Origin of the sequence: Paenibacillus sp. PastF-3, assembly GCF_029893135.1 — a bacterium.
In the GTDB taxonomy this organism is placed as follows: Bacteria; Bacillota; Bacilli; order Paenibacillales; family Paenibacillaceae; genus Paenibacillus_AQ; species Paenibacillus_AQ nitricinens.
The window spans coordinates 65,022-79,895 of record NZ_JARXWM010000008.1; the positions used below are offsets into that span (position 1 = coordinate 65,022).

Below are 14,874 nucleotides of genomic sequence, written 5' to 3' on the forward strand. Positions count from 1 at the left end.
TATGATTAGAGAAGAAGAAACGACGTTGTCATCCCTAAAGGATGACAACCGTTTCTCATAGGAAATATTTTAGAAATCCAAAACTTTCTTCACGCCTGCAATAATACGCGCAGGGTTTGGAAGCCATGTATCTTCAATTTGTGCGAATGGATACACGGTGTCAGGACCTGCGATACGCAGAACCGGTGCTTCCAAGTGCAGCAGAGCTTTTTCGTTGATTTGTGCAATAACTTCAGCAGCCACACCGGAGCTCTTTTGAGCTTCTTGTACTACGATTGCACGATTAGTCTTCTTCACAGACGCTACGATAGTGTCGATGTCGATTGGACTTACAGTACGAAGGTCGATAATTTCAACGTTAACGCCTTCTTTTTCGAGTTGCTCGGCTGCTTTGGTAGCTGTATGTACCATCAGCCCGTAAGTAATGATCGATACGTCTGTACCTTCACGCACTACGTTTGCTTTGCCAAGTTCAACAGTGTATTCACCTTCTGGTACTTCAGCACGGAAAGCATGGTAAAGGTTCAAATGCTCCATGAAGAATACAGGGTCATTGTCGCGGATAGACGCGATTAGAAGTCCCTTAGCATCATATGGGTTTGAAGGAATTACTACTTTAATACCCGGGCTTTGCGCAATCAAACCTTCAAGTGAATCTGTGTGAAGTTCAGCAGCTTTAACCCCGCCACCAAAAGGAGTACGGAATACGATTGGAGCATTATATTTACCGCCAGAACGCCAGCGCAGACGTGCCGCTTGAACAACGATCTGATCCAGTGCTTCAAAGATAAAACCTACGAATTGAATTTCAGCAATCGGGCGGAAGCCTTGTACACCAAGACCAAATGCCAGACCACCGATAGCGGACTCAGCTAGTGGAGTATCAAAAATACGATCTTCGCCAAATTCTTTTTGCAGACCTTCTGTTACACGGAAAACGCCACCTACATTACCAACATCCTCTCCGAAGATAAGAACGTTAGGGTCACGATTCAGTTCAACGCGCATCGCGTCGCGAATCGCTTCTTTCATATTCATTTGTGCCATTGCCTGATATCCCCCTTATTCAAAATCGGCTTTTTGCTCTTCCAGATGTTTAGGTGTTACTTCGAACATGCTGTCGATCAAGCCAGGTATTGTCATTTTTTCGGTTTGTTCAGCTTTTTTGATCTGCTCGTTAACTGTAGCTTTCGCTTCATCTTTCACGCGCAGCGTATCTTCTTCAGTCCAAAGACCTTTCTTCTCCAAATACTTGGCAAGACGGTTGATTGGATCCTTTTCACTCCATTGTCCCTCTTCTTCTTTCGAACGATATTTACTTGCATCGTCAGAAAGGGAGTGTGGACGGAAACGGTAAGTTACAGCTTCGATCAATGTAGCACCTTCGCCATTACGTGCACGCTCAGCAGCGTCACGAACAGCACTGATTACTGCAAAGATGTCCATGCCGTCAACTTTAATTCCTGGAATACCAGCTGCAACCGCTTTGTGAGCGATCGACTTGGAAGCTGTTTGTTTTGCGAACGGAGTCGTAATCGCATAACCATTGTTTTGAACAAAGAAGATAACAGGCAGTTTAAAGCGACCAGCAAAGTTCAAGCCTTCATAGAAGTCGCCTTCTGAAGAACCGCCATCACCAGTGTAAGTAATTGCAACACTCTTTTGTTTTTTCAATTTAAAGCCCATTGCAATTCCTGTAGCGTGCAGGATTTGCGCGCCGATGATGATTTGTGGCATCAATACATTAACGCCATCAGGAATCGCTCCACCATGCTGGTGTCCACGGGAATATAAGAATGCTTGGTACAATGGAAGTCCGTGCCATACTAGCTGCGGAATATCACGGTAGCCTGGGCATAAGAAGTCTTCTTTCTCCAAAGCGTACTCGCTACCAATCATAGTAGCTTCTTGACCGGATACCGGTGCGTAGAAACCAAGACGGCCTTGACGGCCAAGATTTACTGCACGATCATCCCAAGTACGGGTAAATACCATACGATACATAATTTCTTTCAGTTGATCGTCGGTTAAATCAGGCATTTTATCCTTGTTGATAATTTCTCCATCCGGGGAAAGTACCGTTAGAGCCTCGACGTCCTCTGTATACACTTCATAAGGAACTTTACTCATTATCTTCACCTCAATAAAAAAATTTGAATATCAGCTGCCTCTGTTATAATATTATTATACACCTGTTTGGTTACTTTCGTCAAAGAAATACTTATAAAATTTATATTCCTTTAAATTTTGTATGTATAACAGGTGATTTATTTTTATATAACAGTTTAAAGCTTTTGGAACAAGTAAATGATTAATCACACAGTTACTCAGCTATTCATTTTAGAGCAAATCCGTGTGTATTGCAAAATTCGACAAGAAAGGTGACGTGGCAACTATGAGCGATTCTGTTTTTCTGAAACGCACAATTGTAAAAGAAACGCTTTGGAGTGAACATCTGCAGGAGGAACGCAAGTTACGCATCTACCTCCCTCCCGGCTACAACGAAGTTTTAAGCTACCCAGTGGTGTACTGCCAAGACGGTGAAGAATTCTTTAACTTTGGCCGCATTGCTACACTTGCTGGACGTCTTATAATAGAAGAAGACGTGGAGCCCTTCATCATTGTTGGTGTCGAAGTAGACGTCGCGGTGCGAACCCAAGAATATGCTCCTTTTGGCAACCGATTCAAACAGTACTTATCTTGCTTTTCCGAAGAGATTATTCCCTTCATTGAACAAAAATATCCTGTACGCCGTACGCCGGACGAACGTATCTTAGCTGGCGACTCCCTTGGGGGCAGTGTATCACTCCATCTTGCCCTTGCTTATCCAGCGATCTTTACCCGTATCATCAGCCTTTCAGGTGCATTCTATCCTGAATCCCGCGACATGCTGGCTGAGGAAGTGGATCTATCCTGGCTCAACATTAATATGGTCGTTGGTCTGCAGGAGACCGACTACAAAACGGATACTGGTATTTATGATTTTGTTCAGATGAATCGAGAAACAAAAACATTGCTTGAATCACGTGGAGCAACCGTATCCTACCGAGAGAAAGACGGACGCCATCTCTGGGGCTTCTGGCAGAAAGAACTCCCAGAATCTCTACTCTATTTTTTAAACACATAAAGACCTATTGATAGTTGTAAATAGTGAACATCTAAAGAACAGTATGTAGATTACTTGATGGCGCTTACAGTATAATCCAGCAACTTTACTCGATTTACAATATAAAACATACAAAGAGAGCTGTAATCCAAAGAGGTTACAGCTTTTCTCTTATCATTCTTTCCAGCAAGATGTCACAGCCCGCGTTAATCAAGTCATATACCTGCTCAAAATTACCTGTATAGTAAGGATCGGGCACTTCGCGCAGTTCCTCCTCAGGCAATAAATCCATGAAGAACATTAGTTTGGCGTCTTCCCCGCCTGAAACCTTTCGAACATTCTCTCCATTAGACTTGTCCATGCAGACGATGTAATCAAACTTTTGGAAGTCTTCGCTGCTAACTAGACGCGCCATCATATTCTCATAGCTAATGCTGTGCTGATCAAGAATAAGTCTTGTTCCTTCATGTGGTTCCTTGCCAATATGCCAATCTCCAGTTCCCGCTGAGTCTACAAGAATCTTATCAGATAATTCTCGTTCATTAATCTTATGCCGCAGAACAGCCTCTGCCATTGGTGACCGACAAATATTACCCAGACATACAAACAGTACGCTTACGATTTCGTTCACCTCCCAGTTGTTAAACCTAATTATATGTGAATTTATACTCAAAAGATCGCACACTATCATTTTAGCGTTCTCGAGGTCAATTGTGCAACCTTTCGATCTGCATTATACTGGACAGGATACTCAACAAGAGGTTTAAAGGAGGAATGGATGTTATGTCATCCAAACGAGTCGTTATTTTTGCCGGTGGAGCATTATCTCCTGATTATTTCAATCTATTAGATGAAGATGATTTTATTATCGGTGCGGATGAAGGAGCATTGTTTCTCATTTCGCACGGATATACACCAGATATAGCAGTAGGTGATTTTGATTCCGTTTCACCTGAGGCACTTCAAAATATTGAAAAGAAAAGTAAGAAGACCATTACCTGTGATGCCGTGAACAAGGATTTGACAGATAGCGAGATGGCGCTCGATATTGCGATGGATCTGCAACCGGAGTCGATTCTACTATTAGGTGTTACTGGTACTCGTATTGACCATTCCCTGGCTAGCATTCAAATGATGACAAGAGCTCTGCAACGTCAAATCAACTGCTACGTCATGGACACTCATAACTATATAACCCTTACAGGTTCCAAGGTAGTGATCAACGATTTAGGCTACACGTATGTTTCTTTACTGCCTTTAACCCCAGAAGTATCAGGTATTACCTTAGAAGGGTTTCAATATCCATTAACTGACGCTACCCTGAAGCTTGGACAATCACTTGGTGTGAGTAACAAACTGATTTCGTCCTCAGGAACGGTTAACATTCGAAGTGGATTGCTGCTGATCATTCAGAGTAAAGACTAGATACATAGGGAACATAATTAACGTAAAAATGCTACTTTTTTATAGTTTAGAAACATCATTGTAACTTTTATCTCAAATTCGAAAAAGCCGTGAAAACTCTTTAGTACCAAGGGTTTTTCGGCTTTTTTATGATCCCAATATATCAAATTATTAATTTTTTGTAACTTTTAATGAATTTTTAATAAAACGCTTACAACCCATGCCCAGCCTCACTTTATTGCACCTCTACCAATTTTTATGTAATAGATAACCTGCTATACTACGAATCAGGCAAGCAAGACAAACAAATTCAACAACAAAGACTAACACCTTGGAGGTACTACAACATGAATAAACAACAATGGATTAAAAAAGCGATTGTTATAGGAATGGTTACTACAATGGGCTTAGGTACAATGATGGCAACAGGCGTAGGCGCAACGAAAGTTGAAGCAGCTACCGTGTCTAAAGGTCAAAGTGTAGTGAATTTAGGGAAGAAATATATGGGCGTGCCTTACAAGTTCGGTGCATCCACTTCTACTACTAAAGTTTTTGATTGCTCTTCTTTTACAAAATACATCTTTAAACAATATAATGTAACATTGCCTCGTACATCCGTAGATCAATCCAAAGTAGGCACAGCTGTATCAAAAGCTGATCTTCGTGTAGGTGATCTAGTATTTTTCTCCAGCGGTAGCAGAGCAAACGGTAAAAATGTAACTCACGTTGCTGTTTATGCAGGCAATGGCAAAATTCTGCACACTTACGGTAAACCAGGTGTTACGATTTCCGATCTTAACTCCGGTAATTGGAAAAAAACATATTTAAAGGCTCGCCGCGTACTGTAAACAATCGCTCTGTGGTAGAGTCATAACTATAAGAGAGAACTAGTCTCAGGATGTGGTGCCGCCTTCGGGCGCCCTCATTACATATCCTGTTCCGCGAACAGTGTGAATTAACTTGTTCCGGTGTCCTTTATCCATTTTCAAACGGATATGTCTAATGTAAACATCTACAACATTGGTATCTGCGTGAAATTGGTAACCCCATACTTCCTTAAGTATCTCGATGCGGGAGCATATCATTCCTTGGTTCGCAGCGAGATAATACAATAGATCAAATTCTTTGGGCGTCATTTTTAACTCGATCCCGTCGCGACTTACAAACCTGCGGCTGGGATCGAGCATTAAACCATCGACTCTCAGTATTTGGTTTAAATTTCGACGCCGTCCAGTAAGGGTTAACAAATTTAGAATTCTGTGTTTGAATTCACCGGTATGTAAAGGCTTTGTCATATATTCATTACCCCCGGCTGAGAACGCCGAAACTGCCCCAGTTCCCGATTCAGATTGTTCACCGGAAATCACCATTACCGGTAGTATCATCCCCTCAGCTCTTACAGCGGAAATTATGTCCCAGCCTTCCCAAGTCCCCACCTCGCATAACTCAGCAAGCAGCAGTACCGGTTCTACTTTTGATATGGATAAGCGGAGATCCTCGGGATCTTCGCTTTTTGTTGCTTCAAGTCCAATATCTTGTAGCACACTTTCTATAACGGCTCGATCTTCTTCTCTACTACTGCTATCAGCCATATACCATATTATTTGTTCAATCACAAAGTCCCCCCATATCCATATGACTTGCACCAGCATCACAGCGGTACATATAGAATTCCCGGAAAACAAAAAGACCATTCCTGAGAAATGGCCTCAACACCTATTTACAGCTTCTTTATCCAAAATATCGATGATAAAAGCTTCGAGCAGCAGCAATATCTTTTGTCCCATGAATCAACGCTCTACCATCAGCAAAAATAACTAACCGATAAGGTCCTTCTATAAAAGAAACCAGATAAGCGTTGCTGTCCACGCTTCCGCTTCCTAAACGAGACAACCGATCCGCAGTTTCCTGCAAATTAAGCTTCTGTGGTCGCGCAGGGCGAATTTGCACTGTATCCCTCCCACATAGAACATCGCCTCGTCCGGTATTCGCTGCCATTAGATAGGGATAGATCGGATGACTCCCACAAGAAGGGCAGTTTTTCTTTTTGGCAGCTTTTACTCCAATTTCATGGTATTCATTCCGCCACACATCAAACGTTAACAGTTTGTTTCTTAATTGAGCTTTACGCTTACCTAGTATTTTCAACGCCTCTGCCGTTGCATTTGCCGTAACTAGTTGGACTGCCTGCGGTAGTATACCTGCCGTATCACAGGTATCACCTCCTAGTGGGACTGTGCCTAGAAGACAATGAAGACATGGAGTTTCCCCAGGCAAAATCGTATATGTTATTCCATAACTGCCTACACATGCACCATAGATCCAAGGAATACCGTGCTTAAGCGCCATATCATTAATAATGAGCCGAGTATCAAAATTATCTGTACCATCCATGATCAGATCAACCCCTGAAATGAGCCCTTCCAGCTCTTCGGCACGAACATCTATAACGTGAGCATCAATAACGACCTCAGAATTAATCTGTTGAAGTCTGCTCTGCGCAGCAGCAGCCTTAGGTATACGTTCTTGGGCATCTGCCTCAGTATAGAGCTGCTGCCTCTGAAGGTTACTCCACTCTACATAATCACGGTCAGCTAAAATAATTTTACCGACCCCGCAGCGTACCAACGTCTCTGCAATTCCCGTACCAAGCGCACCTGCACCAACGACTAATACACTAGACTTCGCGAGCTCTTCTTGTCCTTCTACGCCAAATGGGGCAAAGCGGACCTGCCGCGAATAACGTTCTTCACGCCCATCATTATGGATCATTCGATCCCCTCCCCATATCCAAAAACCGGAGAACAGCAGATCGTCTGCTATTCCCCGGGAGTATGATGATTCTATACTTGTACTGCTGACCACTGTTCAACATCCCAAATTTTCGTAACCCAATCTTCATAGAAATCAGGTTCATGGGAGACGAGCAGAACTGTGCCTTTATATTCTTGTAATGCCCGCTTCAACTCAGCTTTGGCAATAACATCAAGGTGATTGGTAGGCTCATCGAACAGAACCCAGTTGCTCTCACGCATCAACAGTTTACAAAGACGGACCTTAGCTTGTTCACCACCACTCAGCATGCTAAGCGGTCGGGTAATATGCTCATTTTTCAGACCACAGCGAGCTAGATGTCCACGCACTTCATTCTGGGTTAGACTAGAAAATTCATTCCAGACATCCTCAATAGGTGTAAGATTAGCTGCTTTCACTTCTTGTTGGAAATACGCGGAGTTCAGATAATCTCCTAGATACGTTTTACCGCTATACGTAGGAATCACGCCAAGAATAGTCTTCAGGAGCGTCGATTTACCGACACCATTGCAACCAGTTATAGCGATCTTCTCTCCACGCTCAATGGTCATATTTAGCATAGGTAACAACGGACGATCATATCCGATCTCGAAATCAATGCCTTCGAAGACTGTTTTACCGCTGGCACGACTCTCTTTAAACTTAAAGGTAGGCTTAGCAGCTTCTTCTGGACGATCAATTCGATCCATACGATCTAGTTGTTTCTCACGGCTTTTCGCCCGTCCAGAAGTGGAGGCACGAGCTTTGTTACGCTGAATGAAATCCTCTTGTTTCTTAATAAAATCCTGTTGTTTCTCATAAGCATCAATGTGTTGGATTTTATTCATCTCGGCCATATTCAGGAATTTCTCGTAGTTCGCAGTGTATCGAGTAAGTTTACCGAACTCAAGGTGATAGACCACATTTACGACTTTATTCATGAATTCCGTATCATGAGAAATCAATATAAACGCATATGGATATTGCTTCAAATAGTTTGTTAACCAGTCGATATGTTCAACATCCAAATAGTTAGTAGGCTCATCCAGCAATAGTACATTCGGCTTCTCAAGCAGAAGCTTCGCGAGCAGAACTTTTGTGCGCTGACCCCCACTTAGTGAAGCAACATCACGGTCAAGTCCAATAACGGATAGGCCGAGGCCATTCGCCATTTCCTCCACTTTTACATCAATAAGATAAAAATCTCCGATGTCCAACTGTTCCTGAATGTCTCCCATTTGCTCAAGTAACAACTCTAACTCTTCAGGAGTAGCGTCGCCCATCTTTTCAGTTATAGTTAGCATTTCCTGTTCCAGCTCTAAAAGCGGCAAGAAAGCGTCCTTCAATACATCACGGATGGTTTTCCCTGGCGTTAAGATCGTATGCTGATCCAAGTAACCATAACGGACGCGAGGCGTCCACTCTACTTTTCCACTATCCTTCAACAGTTTTCCTGTCAAAATATTCATAAGCGTCGATTTCCCTACGCCATTTGCTCCTACGATTCCCACATGCTCACCCGGTAACAACCGGAAAGAAACATTTTTAAACAACGTCCGATCCCCAAAATTATGGGAAACGTCTTCTACACTAAGTAAACTCATAAATTCTCCGCAAGCTCCTGTCTATACTTAAACTTATACTTTCTTATTTTTTTTAAAAACACGTATAAATATATATTTTAACACACTTTAATGCAACACTGAACTAAAAGTTAGTTGAGTGAAAAGAGGAAGCATAGAGAACCGCTTCATTCAGCCTTTCTTTTAAAAAAACTTCGGCCTTTCCCCTTACTTGGTAAATCTAATACTTCCTCAAACATTCCATTGATCACTTCTATCAATTTCCCCTTAGGCTTGAATGGATCTTGCTGAAAAGGTAGTGCAAAAACCTTATCTGTACCTATAGCCGCTTGTAGCAGTTGTGCAGACGAGTGTTCAGCTAGCGGTAACCCTACCCTCCAATTCGTCTCAGGCTGTAAACCCTTACGCCTAATCCACAGAAGTAAATCTTCGAGTCGCCAATCTGCACCAGAAGTAATTAGAATTGGCATATCGCTATATTTGAACTCAGCAAGCGCCCCTTCATATTCCCCAACGCCAAGATCCAACACTACAAATTGATAATCCCCTCTCAGCAAATCAGCCATTTTTCCGTGAATAGGACGTTTCCAATAATGCACCCCTTTCCATGAAAAAGCAGCTTGTTCCTCCTTAGATGGGACAGGAGTAATCTGTGTGTACAATAGGTTGCGAATGCGGTCATAAACCGATGAATTGGGTGAACAATCAACCCAAGCCGTTGCCCCCTTCTGTGCAAGAAAGCTACTCAGCGCAAAAGAAGTATGTGTTGTTCCAAGACCTGAAGCTACGCCGAGTAAAGCAATGACAAACGATTTTCGCTTTTCAAGCGGTAGCGGTAGTGAGACTGCTAAAACACTTCCTCTCTCCCTTTCGGATTCCACTTTAACTAACGCCTCTAGAACTGTTTCTGCATTCTGATACCGTTCCTCCGGATGATGCCGCAGCAAACGTCTTACGATTGGTATTATCCCAACTGGCATATGGTTATATAACCGATCTTCCATTCCGTACTCCCAGTGGCTACATTGCCCTCCAGTTGCCATATAGAGAATTAATGCTCCAAGTCCATATAAATCAGATACTGGCTGACTCTGTCCACCTCCATATTGCTCAGGTGCAGCGAAGCCAACCGTACCCAGCTTAACCGTATCTTCAGAGATACCGTGTTTGTAGCTTCGTGCGATCCCAAAGTCAATTAACATCAGTTCTTTTTGCAGTGTCAACATGATATTTGAAGGCTTTAGATCACGATAGATAATCGGTGGTTGATGACCATGCAGATATTGAAGAACTTCTAAAAGCTGCTTAGCCGCCTGAATGATGAAGTCACCTGGCAAAGGTCCGGGATTATCCTTCATTAGCTGACTCAAGCTCACACCTTCAATATAGTCCATAATTAAATAGGAATACCCTTCTCGATCCGGAAGATAGAAATCGACAATACGCGGCAATCGCGGGTGGGCTAATGTAATTAACATATCGGCTTCCGCTTGGATGTCAGAATGCAGCGCATCTAAGCATAAGCTTTCTTTTACAGCCCATCGTTTACCCTTTAGACGCAAATCATCTGCAAGATAAACAATACTCATCCCACCTGAACCAATCAGGCCCGTAATTCTGTATCTGTCATCAATAACCTGTCCAATCTTAAGCTTCGTCTCAAAATACAATCTAACTCCCCCTTTTCGCAAAAAAAAGAGAAAGCTTCCGCCATTAACGTTCTTACCGCAAAATACGGAAACGTTAATAACGGGATGCTTTCCCTTAGTATTTAGAATATGTTTGATTTAGTACTTAACCATATAAAGTGTAATTTCATCACGATTATGGAATAGCTGCTTTGCACGCTGAATCTGCATGCGCTCCCCTTCAAACATCGCAATAATTTCTTTGATCATCGCAAGTGGTTTCTTATGCATCAGTTTTACGGTCACAATGGCTGTCCCACCCGGTGACAGACTGTGGAGTAACCCGGTTACTAGCTTCGCCATCAGCTTAGGACTCCAGCTCATATCGCACACGAGCAGATCAAATTCATTGTCCCGGAATTTTACTTCTCCTGCGTTTTTACGAAGGATTTTCAAGCCCGGATAATTACGAAGGGACTCATGCATTAACGCAGGGTCAACCGCCGTAACCTTCATTCCACGTTCCAGTAAGAAAGAAGTCCACCCACCTGGAGAAGCACCAATATCTAACGCATTACGGAAGCTGTAAAAAGGAATATCAAACTCCTTCTCAGCTTCCATTAGTTTGAACTTGGCACGTGAGATTTGTCCATCTTCCTTACGGAAACGGATGGCACCGCCATTCCAGCTAGATAAATTAGCTTCTGGTCTGGACACACCTGCATATAAGGCATTCCCGTCTGCGTAGACTGAAATAACCCAGGCTGGATCTTGCACAGTAAATTCTGCGCCTAAGCTCTGCAGTTGCTCTTGGAGCCATTCACGAAGTTCTCCCGGACTGTCCTGCCAGAATGAAGGATCACCTTTACGAACGTTCAGGGATACCTTTGCACCCTCAAGCTCAGTGTGGCGACTTAAATACACCGCCAAACGCTCTAGAGCTTCCATGGTTCCTTCATCCTGAAACTGAACAGGCTGTATATGACGCAGGAAAATGGGAAGATTCTGTGTGAGTAGGTGCGTTACTTCCTCTGGTTCACATTGCAATGTAGCCAGAAAGATTTCGCCTGGAAGTAACAAGGTACTCTTCACAGCACCGAATAAACGGCGAAGCTCTTCTTGCGCATAAGGCGCAAATCCGTGATTAGCTGTACAAATATATCGGGAATATACTTCTTCTTCCGGAGCAATGTTCTGCTCTTCGGTATCTTGTCTTAAATCGTTCAAATCGTTTTGCCTCCAGGTCTAATTTTAATCCAGGGACGACCGCTATCCCATTCAACATCAACAGGAATATCATAAGTGGCCAAGATCATTTCATTCGTTAATACTTCTTCTTTCGGTCCAGATCCAGCTAGCTTACCCTCACGAATTAATGCAACATGCGTGAAAAGCGGGACAATTTCTTCCACATGGTGAGTTACGTACACTACAGAAACATTACGCTGTCTCAGCTTATCTATTTCAGCCAGCATTTTTTCCCTTTCATATAGATCAAGGCCAGCACATGGCTCGTCCATAATTAATAGCTTAGGGTCAGCCATAAGACATCTTGCCAGCATAGCTTTTTTACGTTCCCCCTGTGACAAGGTCCCAAAAGGATGAAATGCCATATTGCCTAGATTCATATCTTCCAGCATGCGGATTGCTTTCTCTTTTACTTCGGTAGGGATTGTTTCGTAGAAACGCAAATAAGCGTAAGCACCTGTTGCTACGACCTCCCACACCGGATCATTTAATGACATCTTTTCCATCAAGGAAGGCCCGATATAGCCAATTTCTTTACGAACCTCGCGTATATCACATTGCCCATATTTATTACCCAGCACTTCTACAGTCCCTTTGCTAGGAAACAAATAACCAGTCATCATCTCTAAAATTGTGGTTTTACCGGAGCCATTCCGTCCCAAAATGACCCAGTTCTCACCTTCTCTAACTTCTAGCGACACATCGTCCAAGATTAAGCTTTCTTCCCTGCGGAGAGATAAATGTTGTAATGAAATGATTATGATATAACACTCCTTATGTATTCCAGTACTCGCTCAACTGAAACCATGGAATAATAAACATTCGGATCATTTTCCCGTTCTGCAGAAGCTACAAGTAGTGCAGGAACGCTCGTAATACGATATTGTTGTACTAAATTCGGCAGCATGTTCACGTTGCCTGCAACCATTTGAAGTTCAGCAGGCAATAGATGAGCCGCCACCTCTAACATCCGTTCAGCTGCCTTACAAGTACCGCACAGTGGAGTGTGTAAAAATATTATAAGCGGTTCGCCTGAACTCTCGAGCGCCTCCAGTAATTCCACTTCATTCATTGCCTTCATTTCAAGTCCGTCTCCCCGGCGATATCGTGAAGCTTATCAGAACTCAGGGGACCATTTACCAAAAGCATCCCCTCAGGTTTAGCAGTATATAAGATCTCATACATTTCTTTTCGCCCCCAAAGACTGGAAGTGTGCAAATAGATTTCTCGGGGGAACAATCCTTCCAATACGATCCGTCTGGCAACTTCTCCACCCGAATAATCATCCGGCCCCATATCGTAATCCAGTGATAAAACATCTACCTCGCACTCACGCAACATTAGAAGACATTCTTCCGTCGAACGAGCCAGAGCGAACCCTTTAGGTACTTTTCGAAGATCATCCATAAAGATATGAATCACAATTACGCCTCCGCTTCAAACCAACCACGCACTGTAGCAATTTCTTTTCGGTGACTGCCATCCGTACCCTTCTCCGTTTCCATGACAACAGCTGAGCTTCGTAAAAGCCCGGAGGACATTAAGCTTTTTAGCCCCTGCTCTCCAATATGTCCTTGTCCGATTCCAGCGTGCCTGTCGCGTCTTGAGTCGAAAGGAAACTTAGAATCATTTAAATGGACAGCAACAAGATGTGGCCAAAATCCAAGTCTCTCTCCTCGTTCAAGGAAGTCTTCCGTTCGCTCAGGGTTCCAGATACCAGCTGCGTAAGCGTGACAGGTGTCCAAACAAAATCCTATTTTCTCCGGAAATTGGCTAAGCTCTCGAACTTTCACAAGTTCTTCAAGTGTAATCCCTTCATTTCCATGGTTGCCGGCTTGATTCTCTATAAGCAGCTTAGTACGACCATCCCAGGACTGAAGCACCTCATTCATACATTGTATAATATTTTGATAGCCTTGTAACGGCTCCATTCCACCAAAATGTCCAAAATGAACAACGATGCCTAATGAACCACAAGCTTCTGCAATCTCCAGATCATTTAAGAGAGAGGCTACATAAACCTTTCGTGGAGTAACATCATCTATCCCAGCCGCCATGTTAATCCCATAAGGTGTGTGAGCAATCGAGGAGATCCCTTTTTCTTGACAAAAGAGCAAACAATCCCTCGTATCTCGAACATCCAACTGTTTAAGTTTTAAACTGCGCGGGTTTTTAGGGAAATATTGAAAACATGTTGCACCGCTCTCCCAAGCGAATCGGGCAGCTCCCCCATATCCACCGCGAATGCTAACATGAGCCCCTATTTGAAGACTATTGGTCATGCTGACAGTCTGGGCAATAAAACACTTTGCGTCCAGAAAGCTCTGTTTTGATAATTGTTCCCCCGTCACGAAGGCAAGGCTCGCCTTCACGATCATACACTTTACATTGATTATTATATGAACCTGTAACCGTATCCCCAGTCATAAACGGCATTTCCATGTACCCACCAATTTCCGTGGCCTCAGTTAGTACTTTTTGGATGCTCTCATATAGACGGGTTATGGAGTCAGACGTTAAATTCTGAACTAGTGTAGAAGGCAACAGCCTAGCTTCAAAAGCAATCTCATCGGCATAGCAATTCCCGACTCCAGCCATCACATGCTGATTTACTAACAGGCTTTTGAGCGCACCCCGCCGTCCCTTTAATAATCCTGTAAACCGTTCTAGCGTCATTCTACGATCCAGCAATTCAGGCCCCAATTTACCCATTGTAGCTTCACTTTCCTTAACGGACACCAAATGCAGATACCCTAATCGAAGTCCTATGAAGTAAAGAATTTGATCTCCAAATACGATTTCGACTTGTGTGTTTCGATCCGGCCGTTCTTCCTCTGATCCATAAAAAAGGAGTCCACCTAACATCAAATGTAAAAGTAGTCTTCGTCCATCATGAAGATGAAACAAAATATACTTGGCACGCCGCTCAACAAAAACAACACGGGCACCGATTAATGCATTTTTAAAAGCTTCTGTCTCAATATTAATTGATTTCTCTCTGTTCACGATTACATCAGAAATTGGCACATTTATAATATGCTGACTTAGCAGCTTTTTGTAATTCTCCATTTCCGGCAGTTCCGGCATAGCTCATCGTCCCCTCTAGGTTGGT

Annotated in this window: 16 protein-coding genes; 3 read left to right on the forward strand and 13 right to left on the reverse strand. The window is 43.1% G+C overall.

The window, feature by feature from the left end:
• Window positions 1-69: 69 nt before the first annotated feature.
• Window positions 70-1,047 (reverse strand): alpha-ketoacid dehydrogenase subunit beta, encoded by a 978-nt coding sequence (locus M2444_RS17150; protein ID WP_094872934.1) that lies wholly within the window; start codon window positions 1,045-1,047, stop codon window positions 70-72.
• Window positions 1,048-1,062: 15 nt separating this feature from the next.
• On the reverse strand, window positions 1,063-2,130 hold the full coding sequence (gene pdhA, locus M2444_RS17155; protein WP_042188812.1) for a pyruvate dehydrogenase (acetyl-transferring) E1 component subunit alpha: 1,068 nt from the start codon (window positions 2,128-2,130) through the stop codon (window positions 1,063-1,065).
• A gap of 265 nt (window positions 2,131-2,395) precedes the next feature.
• Here pdhA and M2444_RS17160 point away from each other — a divergent pair, with 265 nt between their 5' ends.
• The gene (locus M2444_RS17160; protein ID WP_280787560.1) at window positions 2,396-3,127 is read left to right on the forward strand and encodes an alpha/beta hydrolase; all 732 of its coding nucleotides are present in this window, start codon (window positions 2,396-2,398) and stop codon (window positions 3,125-3,127) included.
• Window positions 3,128-3,263: 136 nt separating this feature from the next.
• Here the strand turns inward: M2444_RS17160 and M2444_RS17165 are convergent, their stop codons facing one another.
• Window positions 3,264-3,728, reverse strand: a complete 465-nt coding sequence (locus M2444_RS17165; protein WP_280787705.1) for a low molecular weight protein-tyrosine-phosphatase — start codon at window positions 3,726-3,728, stop codon at window positions 3,264-3,266.
• 161 nt (window positions 3,729-3,889) lie between these two features.
• Here M2444_RS17165 and M2444_RS17170 point away from each other — a divergent pair, with 161 nt between their 5' ends.
• Both M2444_RS17170 and M2444_RS17175 read left to right on the forward strand, forming a co-directional pair.
• Complete coding sequence (locus M2444_RS17170) at window positions 3,890-4,531, forward strand: thiamine diphosphokinase (RefSeq protein ID WP_280787561.1); 642 nt, start codon at window positions 3,890-3,892, stop codon at window positions 4,529-4,531.
• 326 nt (window positions 4,532-4,857) lie between these two features.
• Window positions 4,858-5,358, forward strand: coding sequence for a C40 family peptidase (locus M2444_RS17175; protein ID WP_094872940.1), 501 nt, complete (start codon window positions 4,858-4,860; stop codon window positions 5,356-5,358).
• Between the two features lie 45 nt (window positions 5,359-5,403).
• Here the strand turns inward: M2444_RS17175 and M2444_RS17180 are convergent, their stop codons facing one another.
• The 10 genes from M2444_RS17180 to M2444_RS17225 all read right to left on the reverse strand — a co-directional run bounded on the left by M2444_RS17180 (window position 5,404) and on the right by M2444_RS17225 (window position 14,849).
• Window positions 5,404-6,126, reverse strand: coding sequence for a response regulator transcription factor (locus M2444_RS17180; RefSeq protein WP_179281698.1), 723 nt, complete (start codon window positions 6,124-6,126; stop codon window positions 5,404-5,406).
• A 115-nt stretch (window positions 6,127-6,241) separates the two neighbouring features.
• Window positions 6,242-7,282: a ThiF family adenylyltransferase gene (locus tag M2444_RS17185; protein WP_280787562.1), complete on the reverse strand. Its 1,041-nt coding sequence runs from the start codon at window positions 7,280-7,282 to the stop codon at window positions 6,242-6,244.
• Window positions 7,283-7,353: 71 nt separating this feature from the next.
• Window positions 7,354-8,907 (reverse strand): ABC-F family ATP-binding cassette domain-containing protein, encoded by a 1,554-nt coding sequence (locus M2444_RS17190; protein ID WP_280787563.1) that lies wholly within the window; start codon window positions 8,905-8,907, stop codon window positions 7,354-7,356.
• A gap of 146 nt (window positions 8,908-9,053) precedes the next feature.
• The gene (locus M2444_RS17195; RefSeq protein WP_280787564.1) at window positions 9,054-10,556 is read right to left on the reverse strand and encodes a serine/threonine protein kinase; all 1,503 of its coding nucleotides are present in this window, start codon (window positions 10,554-10,556) and stop codon (window positions 9,054-9,056) included.
• Window positions 10,557-10,673: 117 nt separating this feature from the next.
• Window positions 10,674-11,741 carry an SAM-dependent methyltransferase gene (locus M2444_RS17200; protein ID WP_280787565.1) on the reverse strand — a complete coding sequence of 356 codons (1,068 nt, stop codon included), beginning with the start codon at window positions 11,739-11,741 and terminating at the stop codon, window positions 10,674-10,676.
• Window positions 11,738-12,520, reverse strand: coding sequence for an ABC transporter ATP-binding protein (locus M2444_RS17205; protein ID WP_094877453.1), 783 nt, complete (start codon window positions 12,518-12,520; stop codon window positions 11,738-11,740). The genes M2444_RS17200 and M2444_RS17205 overlap by 4 nt, the downstream gene beginning before the upstream one ends.
• Complete coding sequence (locus M2444_RS17210) at window positions 12,520-12,843, reverse strand: thioredoxin family protein (protein ID WP_094872951.1); 324 nt, start codon at window positions 12,841-12,843, stop codon at window positions 12,520-12,522. The genes M2444_RS17205 and M2444_RS17210 overlap by 1 nt, the downstream gene beginning before the upstream one ends.
• Complete coding sequence (locus tag M2444_RS17215; protein ID WP_094872953.1) at window positions 12,840-13,184, reverse strand: cyclic-phosphate processing receiver domain-containing protein; 345 nt, start codon at window positions 13,182-13,184, stop codon at window positions 12,840-12,842. Before M2444_RS17215 ends, M2444_RS17210 begins: the two co-directional genes overlap by 4 nt.
• Before the next feature lie 2 nt (window positions 13,185-13,186).
• Window positions 13,187-14,044 (reverse strand): deoxyribonuclease IV, encoded by an 858-nt coding sequence (locus M2444_RS17220; protein ID WP_280787706.1) that lies wholly within the window; start codon window positions 14,042-14,044, stop codon window positions 13,187-13,189.
• Window positions 14,034-14,849, reverse strand: a complete 816-nt coding sequence (locus tag M2444_RS17225) for an Fpg/Nei family DNA glycosylase (protein ID WP_094877455.1) — start codon at window positions 14,847-14,849, stop codon at window positions 14,034-14,036. The genes M2444_RS17220 and M2444_RS17225 overlap by 11 nt, the downstream gene beginning before the upstream one ends.
• Window positions 14,850-14,874: the final 25 nt, after the last annotated feature.

Coding starts and splice junctions, on each gene's coding strand:
- M2444_RS17150 (WP_094872934.1), bottom strand. CDS start 1,047: ATGGCACAAATGAATATGAAAGAAGCGATTCGCGACGCGATGCGCGTT.
- pdhA (WP_042188812.1), bottom strand. CDS start 2,130: ATGAGTAAAGTTCCTTATGAAGTGTATACAGAGGACGTCGAGGCTCTA.
- M2444_RS17160 (WP_280787560.1), top strand. CDS start 2,396: ATGAGCGATTCTGTTTTTCTGAAACGCACAATTGTAAAAGAAACGCTT.
- M2444_RS17170 (WP_280787561.1), top strand. CDS start 3,890: ATGTCATCCAAACGAGTCGTTATTTTTGCCGGTGGAGCATTATCTCCT.
- M2444_RS17175 (WP_094872940.1), top strand. CDS start 4,858: ATGAATAAACAACAATGGATTAAAAAAGCGATTGTTATAGGAATGGTT.
- M2444_RS17185 (WP_280787562.1), bottom strand. CDS start 7,282: ATGATCCATAATGATGGGCGTGAAGAACGTTATTCGCGGCAGGTCCGC.
- M2444_RS17190 (WP_280787563.1), bottom strand. CDS start 8,907: ATGAGTTTACTTAGTGTAGAAGACGTTTCCCATAATTTTGGGGATCGG.
- M2444_RS17210 (WP_094872951.1), bottom strand. CDS start 12,843: ATGAAGGCAATGAATGAAGTGGAATTACTGGAGGCGCTCGAGAGTTCA.
- M2444_RS17220 (WP_280787706.1), bottom strand. CDS start 14,044: ATGACCAATAGTCTTCAAATAGGGGCTCATGTTAGCATTCGCGGTGGA.
- M2444_RS17225 (WP_094877455.1), bottom strand. CDS start 14,849: ATGCCGGAACTGCCGGAAATGGAGAATTACAAAAAGCTGCTAAGTCAG.